Origin of the sequence: Steroidobacter sp., assembly GCF_016790065.1 — a bacterium.
Taxonomy (GTDB): domain Bacteria; phylum Pseudomonadota; class Gammaproteobacteria; order Steroidobacterales; family Steroidobacteraceae; genus Steroidobacter.
Genome location: NZ_JAEUPY010000423.1, coordinates 1 through 16,356 on the forward strand (window position 1 = coordinate 1; position 16,356 = coordinate 16,356).

Annotated in this window: 20 protein-coding genes; 10 read left to right on the forward strand and 10 right to left on the reverse strand. The window is 61.0% G+C overall.

The window, feature by feature from the left end; all coding sequences use genetic code 11:
• Positions 1-43 precede the first annotated feature (43 nt).
• Positions 44-397: a PilZ domain-containing protein gene (locus JNL55_RS17460; protein WP_293856311.1), complete on the forward strand. Its 354-nt coding sequence runs from the start codon at positions 44-46 to the stop codon at positions 395-397.
• A gap of 43 nt (positions 398-440) precedes the next feature.
• On the opposite strand, the gene JNL55_RS17465 is transcribed toward JNL55_RS17460, so the two are convergent.
• Positions 441-950 carry a Dps family protein gene (locus JNL55_RS17465; RefSeq protein ID WP_293856314.1) on the reverse strand — a complete coding sequence of 170 codons (510 nt, stop codon included), beginning with the start codon at positions 948-950 and terminating at the stop codon, positions 441-443.
• A 125-nt stretch (positions 951-1,075) separates the two neighbouring features.
• On the opposite strand from JNL55_RS17465, the gene JNL55_RS17470 reads away from it, so the two are divergent.
• Complete coding sequence (locus tag JNL55_RS17470) at positions 1,076-1,363, forward strand: hypothetical protein (protein WP_293856317.1); 288 nt, start codon at positions 1,076-1,078, stop codon at positions 1,361-1,363.
• On the opposite strand, the gene JNL55_RS17475 is transcribed toward JNL55_RS17470, so the two are convergent.
• From JNL55_RS17475 to JNL55_RS17490, 4 genes are read right to left on the reverse strand one after another with little or no spacing between them, the layout of a single operon-like run.
• Positions 1,350-2,291 (reverse strand): rhodanese-like domain-containing protein, encoded by a 942-nt coding sequence (locus JNL55_RS17475; protein WP_293856320.1) that lies wholly within the window; start codon positions 2,289-2,291, stop codon positions 1,350-1,352. The two genes, JNL55_RS17470 and JNL55_RS17475, sit on opposite strands and share 14 nt — an antisense overlap.
• 17 nt (positions 2,292-2,308) lie before the next feature.
• Positions 2,309-3,736: an ATP-binding protein gene (locus JNL55_RS17480; RefSeq protein ID WP_293856323.1), complete on the reverse strand. Its 1,428-nt coding sequence runs from the start codon at positions 3,734-3,736 to the stop codon at positions 2,309-2,311.
• The gene (locus tag JNL55_RS17485) at positions 3,733-4,398 is read right to left on the reverse strand and encodes a response regulator transcription factor (protein ID WP_293856326.1); all 666 of its coding nucleotides are present in this window, start codon (positions 4,396-4,398) and stop codon (positions 3,733-3,735) included. Before JNL55_RS17485 ends, JNL55_RS17480 begins: the two co-directional genes overlap by 4 nt.
• 47 nt (positions 4,399-4,445) lie before the next feature.
• The gene (locus JNL55_RS17490; RefSeq protein WP_293856329.1) at positions 4,446-5,054 is read right to left on the reverse strand and encodes an FMN-dependent NADH-azoreductase; all 609 of its coding nucleotides are present in this window, start codon (positions 5,052-5,054) and stop codon (positions 4,446-4,448) included.
• A 166-nt stretch (positions 5,055-5,220) separates the two neighbouring features.
• Between JNL55_RS17490 and JNL55_RS17495 the strand changes: the two genes are divergently transcribed.
• From JNL55_RS17495 to JNL55_RS17510, 4 genes are all read left to right on the forward strand, one after another.
• Complete coding sequence (locus tag JNL55_RS17495; RefSeq protein ID WP_293856332.1) at positions 5,221-6,153, forward strand: LysR family transcriptional regulator; 933 nt, start codon at positions 5,221-5,223, stop codon at positions 6,151-6,153.
• A 239-nt stretch (positions 6,154-6,392) separates the two neighbouring features.
• Positions 6,393-6,752, forward strand: coding sequence for a hypothetical protein (locus JNL55_RS17500; protein WP_293856335.1), 360 nt, complete (start codon positions 6,393-6,395; stop codon positions 6,750-6,752).
• A 102-nt stretch (positions 6,753-6,854) separates the two neighbouring features.
• The gene (locus JNL55_RS17505) at positions 6,855-7,289 is read left to right on the forward strand and encodes a GNAT family N-acetyltransferase (RefSeq protein ID WP_293856338.1); all 435 of its coding nucleotides are present in this window, start codon (positions 6,855-6,857) and stop codon (positions 7,287-7,289) included.
• Positions 7,286-7,693, forward strand: a complete 408-nt coding sequence (locus JNL55_RS17510) for a DUF4431 domain-containing protein (protein WP_293856341.1) — start codon at positions 7,286-7,288, stop codon at positions 7,691-7,693. Before JNL55_RS17505 ends, JNL55_RS17510 begins: the two co-directional genes overlap by 4 nt.
• A 70-nt stretch (positions 7,694-7,763) precedes the next feature.
• Here JNL55_RS17510 and JNL55_RS17515 read toward each other — a convergent pair whose 3' ends face one another.
• The 5 genes from JNL55_RS17515 to JNL55_RS17535 form a co-directional block, all read right to left on the reverse strand.
• Positions 7,764-8,660, reverse strand: a complete 897-nt coding sequence (locus JNL55_RS17515; protein ID WP_293856344.1) for a pirin family protein — start codon at positions 8,658-8,660, stop codon at positions 7,764-7,766.
• 8 nt (positions 8,661-8,668) lie between these two features.
• Positions 8,669-9,388 carry a pirin family protein gene (locus JNL55_RS17520; RefSeq protein ID WP_293856347.1) on the reverse strand — a complete coding sequence of 240 codons (720 nt, stop codon included), beginning with the start codon at positions 9,386-9,388 and terminating at the stop codon, positions 8,669-8,671.
• 128 nt (positions 9,389-9,516) lie between these two features.
• A complete protein-coding gene (gene treF, locus JNL55_RS17525; protein ID WP_293856350.1) occupies positions 9,517-11,094 on the reverse strand; it encodes an alpha,alpha-trehalase TreF in 1,578 nt (525 codons plus the stop codon).
• 80 nt (positions 11,095-11,174) lie between these two features.
• Entirely contained in the window at positions 11,175-11,396 is a 222-nt protein-coding gene (locus tag JNL55_RS17530) for a SlyX family protein (protein WP_293856353.1), read from the reverse strand.
• 23 nt (positions 11,397-11,419) lie between these two features.
• Positions 11,420-12,877 (reverse strand): sensor histidine kinase, encoded by a 1,458-nt coding sequence (locus JNL55_RS17535; protein ID WP_293856356.1) that lies wholly within the window; start codon positions 12,875-12,877, stop codon positions 11,420-11,422.
• Positions 12,878-13,015: 138 nt separating this feature from the next.
• Here JNL55_RS17535 and JNL55_RS17540 point away from each other — a divergent pair, with 138 nt between their 5' ends.
• The 4 genes from JNL55_RS17540 (at position 13,016) to JNL55_RS17555 (ending at position 16,074) form a co-directional block, all read left to right on the forward strand.
• The gene (locus JNL55_RS17540; protein ID WP_293856359.1) at positions 13,016-13,252 is read left to right on the forward strand and encodes an EF-hand domain-containing protein; all 237 of its coding nucleotides are present in this window, start codon (positions 13,016-13,018) and stop codon (positions 13,250-13,252) included.
• Between the two features lie 136 nt (positions 13,253-13,388).
• Entirely contained in the window at positions 13,389-14,600 is a 1,212-nt protein-coding gene (locus JNL55_RS17545; RefSeq protein ID WP_293856362.1) for an aldose epimerase family protein, read from the forward strand.
• A gap of 131 nt (positions 14,601-14,731) precedes the next feature.
• Positions 14,732-15,601, forward strand: coding sequence for a hypothetical protein (locus JNL55_RS17550; protein WP_293856365.1), 870 nt, complete (start codon positions 14,732-14,734; stop codon positions 15,599-15,601).
• Positions 15,602-15,630: 29 nt separating this feature from the next.
• Complete coding sequence (locus tag JNL55_RS17555; RefSeq protein WP_293856368.1) at positions 15,631-16,074, forward strand: DUF6152 family protein; 444 nt, start codon at positions 15,631-15,633, stop codon at positions 16,072-16,074.
• The last annotated feature ends 282 nt before the right edge of the window (positions 16,075-16,356 follow it).

Consider the following 16,356-nt stretch of genomic DNA (forward strand, 5'->3'; position numbering starts at 1 on the left):
TTGAGCCATTACCCGCCAGCGGGCGGCCAAGAACAAGGCTGACATGGAGTCATTTTTTAGCTCAGCCGGGCCACCGCCCGATGCTGCCGGCAAGGTCAAGGCGTTGCGCTGGCCGGCCAGCTTGCGCCTGGGCCATACCACCACCCTGGCCGGGCGGGCCATTCAGATTTCCAGCACCGGCATCGGCTTGCTGTTGGATCGGACGGTGCGCGAGGGCGAGACCGCCCTGGTGCGCGTGGACGCCTTCATTGCCGGCAGCCCGGTGCGGCTGCAAGCGCGGACCAATGTGGTCTGCTGTACCTGTGTGGGGATGGACGGCTTCCGAATTTCCCTGCGCTTCCAGGATCTGGACGACGATGCGCAGACTGCCGTCGATACGCTGCTGCACGTCCGCTGAATACCACGGACGTGCAGCGCGAATCGCGATTACTGCAACAGAATCACTTCAACAGACTGCGCAACATCCACGCGGTCTTTTCGTGAACCTGCAGACGCTGGGTCAACAAGTCCGCAGTGGACTCGTCACCGCCCTTCTCGGCGGCAGGAAACGTCGAACGAGCGGTGCGCGCGACAGCTTCGTGACCGGCCACCAACAACCGCACCATCTGCAGCGCATCCGGCACGCCTTCGGTTTCTTCGATCGACGTGAGCCGCGCGAATTCGCTGTAAGTGCCCGGTGCCGGGTAGCCCAGCGAACGGATGCGCTCAGCGATGGCATCCAGCGCATTCCACAGCTCGGTGTACTGCTCCATGAACATCAGGTGCAGCGTGTTGAACATCGGCCCTTCGACGTTCCAATGAAAATTATGAGTCTTCAAATACAGCGAATAGGTGTCGGCCAGCACCTTGGCCAGGCCGCCGGCAATCTTTTCCCGGTCCTTGCCACCGATACCGATGTCGATGACGACCTCGCCCTTGCCGCCATTCTTCTTGGAACTTTGTTTGGCCATACGGATTCTCCTGACGATTCGATCCTAAGGAAACTGAACCATTCAGCATCGTACCCGGTCGCTTTGCGCGGCTCCAACAGCGATGCTCTATACTCGCGATAGGCAGGGAGGCTGGAGGCCCCGGAATGTACAAGTTGTTGTTTATTACTCTCGCGGCGGCCACTGTCGGCCTGCTCGCTAGCGGCGCCGACGCCGCCGACGACGCCAAACAGCAGGTGGCGTCAACCGCATCGTTCGCTGCGCTCGATCGTAATGGCGATCATCGCATCAGCCGCTCCGAAGCCGGCTTCGATCGAGTGCTGTCCCAGACCTTCGCCGAGATCGACACCGACGGCGATGGCTTCGTGTCCGCCGCCGAATTCGCCGCGGCCGAAAAAACGCGCAGCACGGTCTCCAAACTCACGGATCGCTAGCCGCCTCCGTGGTAGGGCGGTGCACCGGCCGTCCGGTCGCCTGCCAAGCTTCCAGACCACCGGCCAACGGCCGAACCCGCTTGAAGCCGCGCTCTTTGAGTTTTCTAGCCACGACCGCCGCCGACGCGTCGTTGGGACAATCGCAATAAACGATAACTTCCTCGCCGGGCTGCAATTGCAGCTCAGCGATGTCGCGCACATTGATGCTGCCCGGAATCCATCCTGAAGCCGCGCGCCGTTCCGGGCTGCGCACATCCAAGATGACCGCGTTCGAACCGGAGTCGAGCAGCGAGCCCAGCTCGTCGATGGAGATGCGCGACATGCGGATCTGCGCCATGAAGCTGTGTCGCTGCCACCATTTGAACAACACGAACAGCGCGATCGCCACGATCAACAACAGCAGTGCGAAGTGGCCGAGCTGATCCAGTTGATCCAGCACCGCCTCGACCGCTTCATGAAAGATCGCGCCCAACGCCACTGCGCCGCCCGCCCACAGTGCCGCGCCGATCCCGTCATAGATAATGAAACGACGCAGACTGGTCCCGGACTCGCCGGCGAGCGTGGTCGACACGGCAGCGAATCCTGGAATGTACTTGGCCAAGATCAACGACGGCGCGCCCCAGCGCGCATAGATATTTCTGGTCATGCCCACACACGAATCAGGCGACAACGAGACTTGGCACATCAACCGCAGCAGCCGATTGCCGAAGCGACGTCCACCCATGAACCACGCCAGATCCGCGATCAACGCCGCCAGCGTTGCAACCAGCAACACCGGCCAGAGCGATTCGTGTTTATCGGTAGCGAGCGCGGCCGTCACGATCATCGGCGCGTAGGACGGAAACGGCAGCCCGCCTTGATCCAACAACACGCAAAAGAACACGACCCACAGGCCGTAGCTCTCGATGATGTGCAGCAGTGTGTCCATCAGTCAGCGCAGCTTGCTTAGACCGACGGCGGCGATTCAGTGGCAAATTCCTGCGGGTCGGCAGCTGTCTCAGCCGATTCGGTGGCAAGCGTTGCGGAGGTGGCCGTGGGCGCAGCGGCCGGAGCAACGGCAGTCGCCGTCTCAAATCTCATCCGAGCGATCAACCCCGAGCCATCCGCCCGATTGCTCAACTCCAGGCCAATCCGATTCCGGTCAGCCGCGTTCTTGGCGATAGCCAAACCCAAACCGCTGCCTTCCGTCTCCGCGCCTTCGAGCCGGAAGAAGCGATCGAACACGCGCGGCAGGAGTTCAGAAGGAATGCCAGGCCCGTTATCTGCAATCTCCACCGTCACCACGCCGGTGTCACGGTGCAAAGTCACATCGACGATGCCGCCGGGCGGGGTGTAGCGAAGAGCATTGTCGAGCAAGTTATGAATCAAACTACGCAGCTCGTCCTCATTCGCATGCACCGTCGCATCGATGTCCGCCGCGTAACCGAGATCGATACTCCGGCGATCAGCGAGCGGCATGAAATCGGCGATGGCGAACTTCAGCATCCCATCCAATTGAATCGCAACCGGCGGATCCGCGGGCCGGGGAGACTCTTGCCGGGCCAGTCGCAACAGCTGTTCGACCAAGCGTTTAGTCCGGCTCAACCCGGCTTCGAGCTGTTTCACCTGTTCCGCGGACGCGGGATCAACAATGCGCGCCTTCACATTCTCCAGCTGCAAACTCATCGCAGTAATCGGCGTGCGCAGCTCATGCGCGGCGTCTTGCACGAAGCGCCGTTGAGCGGCGAAGGCATTTCGTAAGCGAGCCAGCAGAGTATTCACCGCCAGCACCAAAGGCTGAATCTCGCACGGCGCATGTTCGACAGGCAGTTCGCTCAAGCGATGCTCGTCCTGGCGTGCAGCCGCCTCAGAAATCAGTTCCAACCGCCGCACTGCTGGTCGCATCCCAAACCACAAAATGATGGCCGAGATCGGAATCATCAGCACCACCGGCAAGCCCGCCTGCAAGGCCTGCGACTTCACCAGATGACGGCGAAATCCCAAGCTCTGCGCGCTCTGCACGGTGCGGTCGGGCGACTGCATGGTGTAAACGCGCCAGCGCAGCTGCCCGATGGTGACATCGCTGAAGCCCTGCGACGTTTGCCGTTTCAGATCGAGCTCCGGCCAGGAGGTGGCGACCAGCCGATGATTGCGATCCCAGATCTGCACGATCATGTCGCCCTTCTCGACCACGTTGTGCTCAGTGAGCGGGCGCAACGCCGGCGCCGAGCCGGAAGCAGCAGCGTGCGAGTCGGCGAACAGCCGCAGCTGGTTGTCCATGAAGAAGCTGACCATGTTGCCGTACATGTAGTACGTCACGGTCGCCACGACGATGGCTGCCACGACATACAGCGGCAGCAGCCACACCATGAGTTGTTTGCGTAGTGACGTCATGTGGCGTCCTTGCTGACGCGCCAGCCGAGGCCGCGCACGTTACGAATCACATCGGCGCCGAGTTTGCGGCGTACGCCGTGAATCAACACTTCGACAGCGTTGCTGCTGACTTCTTCACCCCAGCCATACAACCGTTCTTCGAGCTGAGCGCGAGACAGGATGGCGCCGGGCCGTTCGAGCAGCGCGTGCATCAGACGGAATTCTTTGGCCGACAACAAAATGGTACTGCCGGCATGACTGAGCTCGCGGCTGGAAAGATCCAGCTGCGTTTGGGCGGTCCCGATGGTGGATTGCGCATGGCCGCCGAAGCGGCGAATGATGGCCCGCATGCGCGCCAGCAGTTCGCGCAACTCGAAGGGCTTCACCATGTAATCGTCGGCGCCGAAGTCCAACCCTTCGACGCGGTCATCCACGCCATCCCGGGCGGTGAGCACCAGCATCGGCGTGCGGTCGCCGTCTTGCCGAGCTCGTCGCAACACTTCCAAGCCGGAACGTCGCGGCAGTCCCAAGTCCAACAACACGGCTGCGTAGCCGCCTTGAGACAGCGCGTCCTGCGCCATCACGCCGTCCTTGACCCAATCGACGGTCAAGCCATTCTCGGTCAGTGCCTGTCTCAGGCTCTGACCGATCATGTTGTCGTCTTCAACCAGCAGGATGCGCATCGCCGCACGTTCCGGGACGAACGTGCGGCTGTCAAGATGGGAGTCGCTTACGCGGCGTGCGGCAGCAACTCTTCGATGGCGCTGTGAGCGGCGGTCAGGCTCTTGGTGCGAGTGTCGTCGCCCATGCCGAGGCCTTCGGCAAACACGAACTTCACATCGGTGATGCCGATGAAGCCGAGAAACTGTCGCAGATACGGCGTCTGTGTATCGGCCGCGTCGGCATAGAAGCCGCCGCGAGTGATGAACACATATGCCTGTTTACCCTTGAGCAATCCTTCCGGGCCGGTGGCGGTGTAGCGGAACGTCACGCCATTGCGGGCGATGTGATCGAAGTACGCGCGCAACGTCGACGGGACGCTGAAGTTGTACATCGGCACCGCGAACACGATGGTGTCGGCGCTCTTGATCTCTTCGATCAACGCATCGGAGTAGTCGCTGACGGCACGCTGCTCGGCGGTGCGGGTTTCCGGCTTGGACAAAAACGCCTGGAAACGTTCGGCCGTCAGATGCGGGACCGGCTCGCTCGCCAGGTAGCGCGTGATGACGCGGCCCTCGGGATGCTGAGCCTGCCAATCGGCGACGAAGCGCTGGGCCAGGCGGGAAGACTCGCCGTTGGCGCCGGCCAGGCTGGCGTTGATCTGTAGCAGGGTGCTCATGGAAACCTCCGAATCAGGCTTGTTTTTCAGTGGCTCCTATTTAAGTATTGAGTGGGTCGATAAAAAAGCTCAATGATTCGCTTGAACCCATCGAAATAGTCGATACATCGAGATTGCCATGGCCGCCCGCGCACCCAAGTCCATTGAGAAAAAGCCTTCACTTTCAATGCGTTTGCCCCATATCAGCCTGGAGCAATGGCGCTGCCTGATCGCCGTGGTGGAGGCCGGTGGCTATGCCCAGGCCGCCGAGGCGCTGCATAAAAGTCAGTCCTCGGTCACCTACGCTGTACAGAAGCTCGAGACGACTCTGCAGGTGCGCGCCTTCGAGATTCAAGGCCGCAAAGCCAAACTCACGCCAACCGGCGAGATGTTGTATCGACGCGCGCGGTTACTGTTGGAAGACGCGGATGCGATGGAGCGTGCGGCCAGTCGCGCATCGGCCGGATGGGAATCGGAAATCAGTCTGGCGGTGGAAATCCTGTTCCCCAATTGGTTGATGTTCCAATGTTTGAATCGGTTCGGCGTGGAGAGTCCGCAGACTCGGATCGAATGGTACGAGACGGTGCTCGATGGCACGCCCGAAGCGCTCAGCACCGGCAAAGCGGATCTGGCCATCACGGGCATCTTGCCGCCGGGCTCAGCTGCTGAACTGCTGATGACGGTGCGTGCCATTGCAGTCTCGCACCCCGATCACGAGCTGCAGAAGCTCGGTCGCCCGGTGGAATATCGCGATCTGCGCAAGCATCGTCACATTACCGTGCGAGACACCAGCGTGAAGCGCGACAAGAAGGCGTTGACCGTCGATGCCACCAATCGCTGGACCGTGGGCAACATGGCCACGTCCATCGGCGCGGTGTCGCGCGGCTATGGCTTCTCTTGGCTGCCCGAAGAAAAGATCCGCAACGAGTTACGCACCGGCGAGCTGAAGCCGTTGCCGTTGCGGGACGATCGTCAGCTCACGCAGCCGTTGTATCTGGTGATTCCGGATCGCGACGGCGCCGGCCCGGGCGTGCGACGCCTGGCAGAAATCATTCGCGAAGAAACCAAGAGCACCTGCTTCGAATACAAGCGCGACCCAAGCGGTTTCACGCTTCCCTGAGCCCACTGCTGGATCGGCAGCGGCCGACGAGCGGCAAGGGATTGCCGTTGCCGCGGCAAGGGAATTCCGCGGCGATGGGAGGGCTCCGCAGTAAGCGTCGCTTGCTGTTCGATCTGACGGGGCCATTCAGGGTTGGTCTTATCCACGCCTTTCATTGACTCAACGATAAATACTGCAACTGGCGAGTTCAGTTTCCTGGGTAGGCACCGCCGGCTTCGGATAAGAATTTTGGAGAGGTCATGAGTCAGTCGCGTAAAGAAATGCAGCCGTCGGCACAGCCGGATCGTAAGTCGGGTCGGGCAGTGTTCGATGAAGGTCGCACGGTGTGGGAATGGCAGACTGCCACGGGCGTGTTCGAACGCCACGTCAGCGAAGAGCAGATGGCGCGCTTGGAGCATGCCGGTCTGCGGTTGGTCGACCACACGTCCCCGGATGCCGGTCGTGCCATTTACGGCGCGGATCAAACCGGTAGCCATACGGCGTATGCCACACGCAAACAAGTGTTCCTGGCTCGTCCGACTGCGGGCGGACGCGCTGCCGGCGCTGCGCCGAAGGGTGCACTTCGTCAGTTCCTGCGTCGGTTGGTGCCCTCGGCCTGAACGTTTTGCTCCGAATGCGTCGGTGGAGTTATCGTCAGTTAACTCCACGCATTCGCCGCTGCGGGCCGTCGGTTGCGGCTGGCCTCATTCAGGGATCGAGCGATGAACCAGAATCTCAGGCAAGCGCGAGCTTCGGACGCGGCAGCGATGCATCGCGTGCGAATGTCGGTGCACGAGAATCGGTTGGTTTCGATTCAGCTGACCGAGCGCGACTATCAGGTCGCCATCGAACAAACCGGTCGTGGTTGGGTGGTGGAACAGGATGGCGCCATCGTGGCCTTTGCCATCGGCGATGTGACTGACGGCAGCATCTGGGCGTTGTTCGTCGAGCCGGGTCACGAAGCCAAAGGCTACGGCCGTGAGCTGCATGATGTGATGGTCGCCTGGCTGTGGCAGCAGGGGCATGAACAACTCTCGCTCACGACCGAACCGGGCACGCGTGCCGAACGCTTTTATGAAAAGGCGGGTTGGCAGCGGGCCGGAATCACGGACCGGGGTGAAGTTCGCTTCGAGCTGTCGAGGGGCGAACTGAGATGACGGCTCGTGCGCTCACGACACTCACCATTGGATTATTAGCGCTGTCCAGCGTGGCGAGCGCTTCGTCCTGTCTCGACTACGGGCCGATGAACATCGTCGGCACGTTGGTGCGACAAACGTATGCCGGCGGGCCGGATTACGAGAGTGTGACCAAAGGCGACCAGCCCAGAGTCATTTGGCTGCTACAGCTAGATCAGCGCGTCTGTGTGAATGGCAACGCGCGTTATCCACGCGAACCTACGCAAATCGAAATCGAGCTGGCATTGGCGACTGAGCAGTATGCGCAGTACCAACCTTTGCTCGGACGGAAAGTCGTGGTCAGCGGCGAACTGATTCACGGCGGCGCAAATTATCAGAAGCGATTGGTGCTGATGGCCAGCGAGATCCGCAGCACCAGGCCATGACCCTGGCCCGGGCTGCTTTCGAACCCAACGAAAGTATAGGCATCGACTTCACCTATTCTGACGTCCGCTCTTAAGACATCGGCTCCGGCTTCGGCGGCGGAGGATCCTCGGGCAGGGGAATGAACTCTTTGTCGTCATCGACAGGCAACTGAATCCGTCCGGCCTTCCAATCTGCCTTGGCCTGTTCGATTCGTTCCTTCCGAGAAGACACAAAGTTCCACCAGATATTTCGAGCGCCCACCGGTTCCCCACCGAGCAGCATCACAATCGATGACTCGATGGCGGTAATCGAAGGCATCGCACCGGGCGACAACACGGCCATCTGCCCAGCATCGAACTGCTCGCCGGCAACGCGAACCGAACCTTTAGCGACATACAAAGCTCGCTCGCTATAGCCACTACAAACATCGGTAGTGCGCCCAGCAGCCAACTCGAGATGCGCATAAAACAACGGCGAGTGAGTCACCACAGGACTGGTCATCCCGTAAGCCGACCCAGCAATCACTTTCACACTCAAGCCATTCTCGACATGCGACGGCAACTGAGCAGCATCGAAATGCACGAAGCCCGGCGCCGTCTCCTCATCAGCCTCAGGCAGAGCAACCCAAGCTTGAATGCCATGCAACGACCCGCCCTGCTCGCGAATGCTGTCGAAGCGCTCCGAGTGACTGATGCCGCGACCGGCCGTCATCCAGTTCACTTCGCCGGGCCGGATGGTCTCGTGGAAGCCGACGCTGTCCCGATGCACGATCTCGCCATCGTACAAATAGGTGATGGTAGAAAGCCCGATGTGAGGATGCGGCCTCACATCGGTCTTGCGCGGCACCTGAGGCGGAAAATTCACCGGTCCCATGTGGTCGAAAAAGATGAACGGTCCGACCATGCGCCGCTGCGTCCACGGCAGGACCCGGCCGACTTCGAAGCCGCCCAGGTCCTTCCGCCGCGAAGGAATCACTAACTCGATCATTACTGCCTCTACTGCCGAGTGGCCGGCACTTTCTGCAGATCGAACACTATCACTTCCGCGCCCTGACCTTTGCTCAGGGACAGCGTCGCCACGTCGGTGAGCGCCAAGGCATCGCCGGCATTGAGCACGTTGTCGTTGGCAACCAGCGAACCACGCGCCACGTGCAGATACACCTGACGATCCGCACCGACACTCAAGTCCGCCTGCTCAGCACCGTCGAACAGTCCGGCGTACACCTTCGCATCCTGATGGATGCTCACCGAACCGTCGGCGCCATCGCGCGAAGCGATCAGTCGCAGCTTGCCGCGCTTCTGGTCAGCGGCAAAGTGCTTCTGCTCGTAGCTCGGCTGCACCCCCCGCTGATCGGGCTGAATCCAGATCTGCAGGAAATGCACCGGCTTGTCGCGCGACGGATTGAACTCGCTGTGAGTCACGCCACGACCCGCGCTCATGCGCTGGACATCGCCGGGGCGAATGGTCTCGCCCGTGCCCATCGAGTCCTTGTGGGCCAGCTCGCCGTCCAACACGTAGCTGATGATTTCCATGTCCCGATGCCCGTGCGTACCGAAGCCGGCCCCGGCAGCGACGCGATCTTCGTTGATCACGCGCAAGGCCCCGAATTCGACGTGCTTGGGATCGTAGTAGTCGGCGAACGAAAACGTGTGGAACGACTTCAGCCAGCCGTGATCGGCGTAACCGCGTTCGTCACTGCGTCGGATGTTCAACATGGCTAACTCCTTGGTTTCGATGGGTCCAAGGTACGCGCCGGCGGCCAGGGGAAATAGCACGCCGGGGCGATAAATCTTATGCCCGGGAGCCCCCTCGCCCACGTGAGGGGGGAATAAAACCCGGCGAGCTACTGCGCCAGTTTGGGGTACAGGGTCAGCAGCTTCCTGAGCACGCCGTTGGTCCAGCCGAAGCCATCTTGCAGCGGGTATTCGCCGCCACCGCCGGCTTTGTCGCCGTCCACGTCGTATTTTTCCACCAGCTTGCCGGTGGCTTTGAACACTTGCAGGTTCTTGCCCACCCAGCGCTGCGCGATGGTGGCAGCGAGCTGGTCCTCGCCATAGTTTTTCAGACCCTGGATCGCCAGCCATTGCAACGGCGCCCAGCCATTGGGCTCGTCCCATTGCTCGCCGGTGGCCAGCGAGGTCGTCGCCAGGCCGTGCGGCCTCAGCAAGCTCGAACGCACCGTCGCCGCGACTGCCTTGCCCTGCTCCTTGGTCGCAATCTCGAAGTACAAGGGGTACACCGTTGCAGCCGTCACCTGCGCATTGAGCTTCTTCGCGCGCCAGTCGTAGTCAGTGAACGCGCCCGCCTGCTGATTCCACAGATACCGAGTCATCGCGGCCTTACGCGCCTGCGCCGCGCCTTTCATTTCTTTGGCACACGACGGATCGGCATTGAGTTCGCAGCCTTTGGCGATGGTCAGTTCCAACCGATACAGCAAGCTGTTCAGATCCGGTGGAATCAAATCAATGGTGTGAATGGTCGCAAGCGTCTTGCCGGCGAACCAGCGCGAGCTGAAATCCCAACCGCTTTCCGCCGCCGCTCGTAGATTGCGATAAATCTCCGGCGCGCCCGGGCCGGCCAGCTTCGCGGTTGCGAGGTCTTCTTTGTAAGCTTCTTCGCGAGGGCTGTTGCGATCGTCGTAGTAACGATTCAACACCGCGCCATCCGGCAGCTTCACCACACGCCGATGGGCCGAGTCGCGCTTGAGCGAGGAGACGCCATCCATCCAGAACTGATATTCGCGCACCAGCTGCGGCAAATATTTCTTATAGATAGCATCGCCTTCCTTCACCGCCGCCAGCTCGATCATGGCGCCGAAGAACGGCGGCTGCGAGCGGCTCAGGAAATAACTGCGATTGCCGTTGGGAATGTGGCCGTAGTTGTCGATCAGCACGCCGAAGTTGGCGATCATGTCCAGCGTCAGATCGTGCCGGCCGCTCTCCTCCAGGCCCTGCATGGTGAAGTACGAGTCCCAATAATAGATCTCGTTGAAGCGACCACCCGGCACTACATAGCGGTGAGGCAGCGCCAGACGCGACGTGTGCGGCCGCTGATCTTCGGGCTTGCGCTCGAGCACTTTCCACAGCGCGTCGATATGTTGCCGCACATCCTGACCGGCCACGGTCCGGAAATCGGACGCCACGTTGGGCGGCGTGGAGAAGCGCTCGGCCACGAACTTCTTCAGATCGAAGCCGGGTTGCTTGCGCAACTCACGATATTCGCTGAGCACTTGCTCGGGCGGCCGGTTGGGCAAGGCGTCGACGAAGGACTTGCTGTCCGGATACACGGCGTTGAGCTGCACTTGCTCGAACAACTCACCGTACACATCGGCTGGCGTGGGCACGGATTGCTGAGCCAACGCCACTGACGCGCCGACCAACGACACACCCATGCAAACGACTCTTAGGATTCGCTGAAACATGGCCGCGATGGTACCAGCGATGAGTGATCAATCGCAGCCGCTGACAGCGACCGTATAAAAATTGCCGACCGACTGGCTGGTCAATAATGGGGCGGGCGTTCCTGCTCGGGCGTGTAGACCGTCTGCTGCTCGGAGATCGCTGCTTCCATCTTGCCGGTCAACGCGGCGAGCTCGACGCGCAGCGCATCGATCTGTTGCTGCTGCCGATACACGACTTCGCTCAAATCGTTGTTGGCGCGTTCCAGATAGGCAATCTTGAGCTCGATGCTCTCGACAAATTCTGTATTCAATTCGGTACTCATGACTACACCTGCGCGACGCGCACTCAGCCCACCGCGCGAAGCACCGGCTTCGGCAACGAGAAGCTGAAGGTCGCACCTTTATTGGGCTCGGCGTGCGCCCAGACTTCACCGCCGTGGCGCGTAACGATTCGTTTCACGATGGCCAGACCGACGCCCGACCCTGGATATTCGCGTGCGCCGTGCAAGCGACGAAACACGCCGAACAAATTGGAGCTGAAGGAACTGTCGAAGCCCACGCCATTATCGCGAATCTCATAGACCAACCGCTCATCGTCTTCGCGCCCGGAGACGGTGATGTGCGGACTCTCGACCTTGCTCGTGTACTTCACCGCGTTGTCGAGCAGATTCATCCACACCTGCCGGATCAGCCCTTCATCGCCACGCGCTATCGGCAACCCGGCGATTTCGATCACCGGCATGACCGCTTCGTTCAAACGCACGGCGCGAGCTTGTTCGGCAGCGGTGTGCGCCAGCTGCTCCATGTCGACGCGGCCGAACTCCAACGATTGCCGGCCGCAGCGTGCGAATTCCAGCAGATCGTCGATGAGCGAGGACATGTGCCCGACGTTGGCGCGAATGCGTTGCAAGTAATGACGCGTTTCGGCGGCCAGCGTCTTGCTCTTCTCGTCCATGAGCAGCTGCGAAAAGCCATCGATGGCTCGCAACGGCGCACGCAAGTCATGCGACACCGAATATGAAAACCCTTCCAGATCGCTGTTCGCGGTGCGCAGCTCGTGCGCCTGGCGTTCCAGTTCGATGTTCAGATCCCGGATCTGTTGGGTGTAGCGCTTCTGCTCGGCCAGCTGCACTTCCAACTCCTGATTGGCCTGGTTGGCCCGGTCGCGTTCCTGCCGCAGCTCCTCGGCCAACGACTCGTTCTCGATGGCCAGCCGGATCTGTCGCTCGATCGAGTCGGTCTGGCGAGCAGCGATCACCAGCACCACCGGGATATAGATCATGAAGCCGAGCGCCACCATGACTCGATCGCCCCCCATCCACAGCTGTGTGGCGATGTAGGGCAGCACGAACGGCAGCAACAGACAGGCGTACGCATATCGAACCGGCGCCTGCGAGCCCAAGCCCGACGCGGTCGCGCCGATGAAGAACACGGACATCACGATTTCCCGCGTCGGGTCGTGCGGTAACAGCAACGAACCGGCGATGGACCAAACCGCGCCACCGAGCACCGCGCCCGCCATCATCGCGGCCCGCCAGCGCTTGGTGTCGTTCAGGTCGCGCGGCCGACGCAAATATGACGAGGCAATCTGCCAGCGGAGCAACAGCACGAACAGCAAGGCCACATACCAGCTCAGAGCGCCGGTCAGGCCATGGTCCTCCACGGTCAGCCAGACCATCATGGCGCCGACCACCACGCTGGCGGTCAGCGGCGAGGTGGTGAGACGGCACATCAAAGCGACCTGTTCGCTCAGGACTCGCGCTTCGATGTGCTCACGATGGGCGGTGGTGACGGGGTCGGCCATCCGGACAGCTCCTTGGCCGTGCCTATTTGACCGGGCCTATTATGAGCCCGGCCGGGCACGGGAGTAAGATGCATGAACCGCTGGCCGGAACCTTGTCGCCGCCGCGCCATTTCATTGCTGGTTACCGAAGGAAGCACCATGACCCGATTCTCTCGCATGACCGTGCCCGCAGTACTGGCCAGCCTCGGCATCCTGGCGGCCGGCAGCGCGCTGGCACAGGCCAAGCCCAGCTTCGAATCCTTGGACAAGAACGGCGACGGCAAAATCAGCCTCAGTGAAGCGTCCAACGACGACGCGCTGTTCGTGGCCTTCAAGAGCCTGGACAGCAACAAGGACGGCGAGCTGACCCGCGAAGAGTTCGCCAAGTACAAATAAGTTTCGCGCGGCCGGACAAGGATACGTTCCGCCCCCGAGCGCCTCGCGCCCGGGATCGACTGCGAATGTCTCGCCTTGTCCCGTCGCACACCATTGCGTCCGCGAGTCTTTGGTCGTCAACGTCGGGGGATCACATATGAAGAATGAGCGCTCGAGTCTTGGTCGCATCCACCGCAGCACCGCTCAGTGGCTGGCGTGCGCACTGCTCGCCGGCAGCCTGATCGGCTGTAGCAAACCGCCGCCGCCGGCCCCGCCCAAGGCCCCGCCGACGCCGCAGGAACTCTCCAAGAACACTATCAGCAAGGCCGCCTTCGGCACCTTGCCCGACGGCACCGCCGTCGACCTGTACACCTTCGTCAATGCCAACGGCATGGAAGTTCGCGCCAGCAACTACGGCGGCATCATCACCGCGCTGCTGGTGCCGGACGGCGACGGCAAGGTCGGCGATATCACGCTGGGCCTGAAGTCGTTCGACGACTATGTGAAGAATCCGCCGTACTTCGGCGCCATCATCGGCCGCTACGGCAACCGCATCGCCAAGGGTCAGTTCAAGATCGACGATCAGACTTACAAGCTGCCCAAGAACGACGGCCCCAACACCTTGCACGGCGGCTTGAAAGGTTTCGACAAAGTCGTGTGGCAGGCCGAACCGTTCGAGAAAGAAGATTCGGTGGGCGTGATCTTCACCTACGCCAGCAAGGACGGCGAGGAAGGCTTCCCCGGTAACTTACAAACGCGCGTGACTTATACGCTCACCGACAAGAACGAATTGTCGTTCGAGTATCACGCCACCACCGACAAGCCGACCGTGGTCAATCTGACGCAGCACGCGTACTTCAATCTGGCCGGCGACGGCAACGGCGACGTGCTCGGTCACGAGTTCACGATCTATGCGAACGAATATACGCCGGTCAATAAACTGCTCATTCCCACCGGCAAGGTGGAGTCGGTCACCGATACGCCGTTCGACTTCCGTAACAAGGTGAAGCTGGGCGACCGCGTCAATGCCGATGATGAACAAATCAAATTCGGCAAAGGCATCGACCACAACTTCGTGATCAAACGCAAAGAGCCAGGATTGACCTTGGCGGCGCGCGTCTCGGAAGCGACGTCACGACGCGTGATGGAAGTGTTCACCACCGAACCGGGCGTGCAGTTCTACTCCGGCAACTTCTTGGACGACACGCTGGCGGCGAAGTCCGGCAAGCCGTACGCCAAGCACAGCGGCTTTGCGCTGGAAACCCAGCACTATCCCGACTCGCCGAATCAGCCGGAATTTCCCAGCACGGTGCTGCGCCCGGGTGAGGAGTACAACAGCAAAACCGTCTACGCATTCAGCGTGCGCTAACGTCGCGCACAGCAGAATATTGGCTGTGATCGGCGCCGCCTCCGGCGCCGATTTTTCTTGACACGGCGTTCATTGACACACCCCTGGCGCGCATTGTTTTATCCCTCGCACCACCGGGGGAGACTCACTTAATGACAAGCGTATTGACGCGCGCGATCGTAACGACGCTGGCCGCATGCGTTGTTTCCATCGCGGTCGCGGCGCAGCCTGCTAAAGGCCCGCGCACCAAGGACGGCAAGCCGGATCTGAACGGCATCTGGCAAGCGCTGAACTCCGCCAACTACGATTTGGAACCGCACGCCGCGCGTGCCGCGATGGCAATGGTGCCCGGTCAATTCGTTCCCGTGCCTGCACCGCAGGTCGTGGCGCTCGGCGCCATCGGCTCTGTCCCCGCCGGCCTCGGCGTCATCGATGGCGACGCGATTCCCTATACGCCGGCGGCGCTCGCCAAAAGAAAAGAGAATCAACAGAACTGGCTCGAGCTCGATCCGGAAGTGAAGTGTTATTTGCCGGGCGTGCCCCGAGCTACTTACATGCCGTATCCGTTTCAGATCTTCCAAAGCAATTCGCAGCTGTTCCTGGCGTATGAATACGCCGGCGCAGTCCGCAATGTTTATTTGAAAGATCCCGGCCCGCCGCCAGCCGACTCCTGGATGGGTCAGTCCGTGGGCAAGTGGGACGGCGACACGCTGGTCGTCGAAGTCACCGGCTTCAACGATCAAACCTGGTTCGATCGCGCCGGCAATCATCACAGCGACAAACTGAAAGTCACCGAGCGCTACACTCAGCGCGGCCCGGACCACCTGTGGTATGAAGCCACCCTCGAGGACCCGGAGACTTTCACCCGGCCGTGGCGGATCGCCATGCCGTTGTATCGCCGCGTCGAAGCCAATGCTCAGTTGATGCAATTCAAATGTGTGGAGTTCGTCGAAGAGCTGATGTACGGCCACCTGCGCAAGAAGCCCGCCGCCGAAGGCGCTGCGCCTCCGGCGAAGCAGTAGGCTGCTGCGCTTTTTTGAAGGACAGAATCATGCGAACTCAATTTTTTATCGCCGCCGGTGCTGCGGTTGTTAGCACCTTGCTAGGCAGCGCCGCCGCCCTCGCCCACCACGCCTTCGCCGCCGAATTCGACGCCAATCGCCCCGTGAACCTGCGAGGCAACGTGACACGCATCGAGTGGATCAATCCACATGCGTGGATCCACATCGACCACAAGAAGCCGGACGGCACGATTGAGGCGTGGATGGTTGAAGGTGGCACACCTAATACGCTGCTCCGACGAGGCATCACTAAGGACTCCCTGAAGATCGGCACGGAGATTGTGGTACGCGGTTATCAGTCGAAAGACGCGCTATGCAAACCGAAGTGCCGAGCGAATGGGCGTGATGTGACGTTTCCTGATGGCCGGAAGCTGTTCATGGGGTCGTCGGGGACGGGAGCGCCCAAGGATGGCTCGGATGATGCTGACAAGTAGTCTATGAACACTGTTGTTACTTCTACTCGAGAGTGGATCGCTCTGGCTGTGTCGGGTGCGCTTTTGTTTGCCAGCGTTGTTTACTGGGCGCTGCAGATTGGAGATGTGATTGAGGCGCTGCGGTTGGCTTACGGCGCTGTCGGATAAGAGCGTCGGTGGCTGGCAGAGTGTGCCGGGGGGATCCTCCTCGCCGGCGACGCGCATAGCCCTTCGCCCCGCGTAGCGGGGCCGTTGCTTCACGTCCATGTGGCGCTCAGAAAACGACATCCATGTCGTTTTATG

Coding starts and splice junctions, on each gene's coding strand:
- JNL55_RS17460 (WP_293856311.1), top strand. CDS start 44: ATGGAGTCATTTTTTAGCTCAGCCGGGCCACCGCCCGATGCTGCCGGC.
- JNL55_RS17465 (WP_293856314.1), bottom strand. CDS start 950: ATGGCCAAACAAAGTTCCAAGAAGAATGGCGGCAAGGGCGAGGTCGTC.
- JNL55_RS17470 (WP_293856317.1), top strand. CDS start 1,076: ATGTACAAGTTGTTGTTTATTACTCTCGCGGCGGCCACTGTCGGCCTG.
- JNL55_RS17475 (WP_293856320.1), bottom strand. CDS start 2,291: ATGGACACACTGCTGCACATCATCGAGAGCTACGGCCTGTGGGTCGTG.
- JNL55_RS17480 (WP_293856323.1), bottom strand. CDS start 3,736: ATGACGTCACTACGCAAACAACTCATGGTGTGGCTGCTGCCGCTGTAT.
- JNL55_RS17485 (WP_293856326.1), bottom strand. CDS start 4,398: ATGCGCATCCTGCTGGTTGAAGACGACAACATGATCGGTCAGAGCCTG.
- JNL55_RS17490 (WP_293856329.1), bottom strand. CDS start 5,054: ATGAGCACCCTGCTACAGATCAACGCCAGCCTGGCCGGCGCCAACGGC.
- JNL55_RS17495 (WP_293856332.1), top strand. CDS start 5,221: ATGCGTTTGCCCCATATCAGCCTGGAGCAATGGCGCTGCCTGATCGCC.
- JNL55_RS17500 (WP_293856335.1), top strand. CDS start 6,393: ATGAGTCAGTCGCGTAAAGAAATGCAGCCGTCGGCACAGCCGGATCGT.
- JNL55_RS17505 (WP_293856338.1), top strand. CDS start 6,855: ATGAACCAGAATCTCAGGCAAGCGCGAGCTTCGGACGCGGCAGCGATG.
- JNL55_RS17510 (WP_293856341.1), top strand. CDS start 7,286: ATGACGGCTCGTGCGCTCACGACACTCACCATTGGATTATTAGCGCTG.
- JNL55_RS17515 (WP_293856344.1), bottom strand. CDS start 8,660: ATGATCGAGTTAGTGATTCCTTCGCGGCGGAAGGACCTGGGCGGCTTC.
- JNL55_RS17520 (WP_293856347.1), bottom strand. CDS start 9,388: ATGTTGAACATCCGACGCAGTGACGAACGCGGTTACGCCGATCACGGC.
- treF (WP_293856350.1), bottom strand. CDS start 11,094: ATGTTTCAGCGAATCCTAAGAGTCGTTTGCATGGGTGTGTCGTTGGTC.
- JNL55_RS17530 (WP_293856353.1), bottom strand. CDS start 11,396: ATGAGTACCGAATTGAATACAGAATTTGTCGAGAGCATCGAGCTCAAG.
- JNL55_RS17535 (WP_293856356.1), bottom strand. CDS start 12,877: ATGGCCGACCCCGTCACCACCGCCCATCGTGAGCACATCGAAGCGCGA.
- JNL55_RS17540 (WP_293856359.1), top strand. CDS start 13,016: ATGACCCGATTCTCTCGCATGACCGTGCCCGCAGTACTGGCCAGCCTC.
- JNL55_RS17545 (WP_293856362.1), top strand. CDS start 13,389: ATGAAGAATGAGCGCTCGAGTCTTGGTCGCATCCACCGCAGCACCGCT.
- JNL55_RS17550 (WP_293856365.1), top strand. CDS start 14,732: ATGACAAGCGTATTGACGCGCGCGATCGTAACGACGCTGGCCGCATGC.
- JNL55_RS17555 (WP_293856368.1), top strand. CDS start 15,631: ATGCGAACTCAATTTTTTATCGCCGCCGGTGCTGCGGTTGTTAGCACC.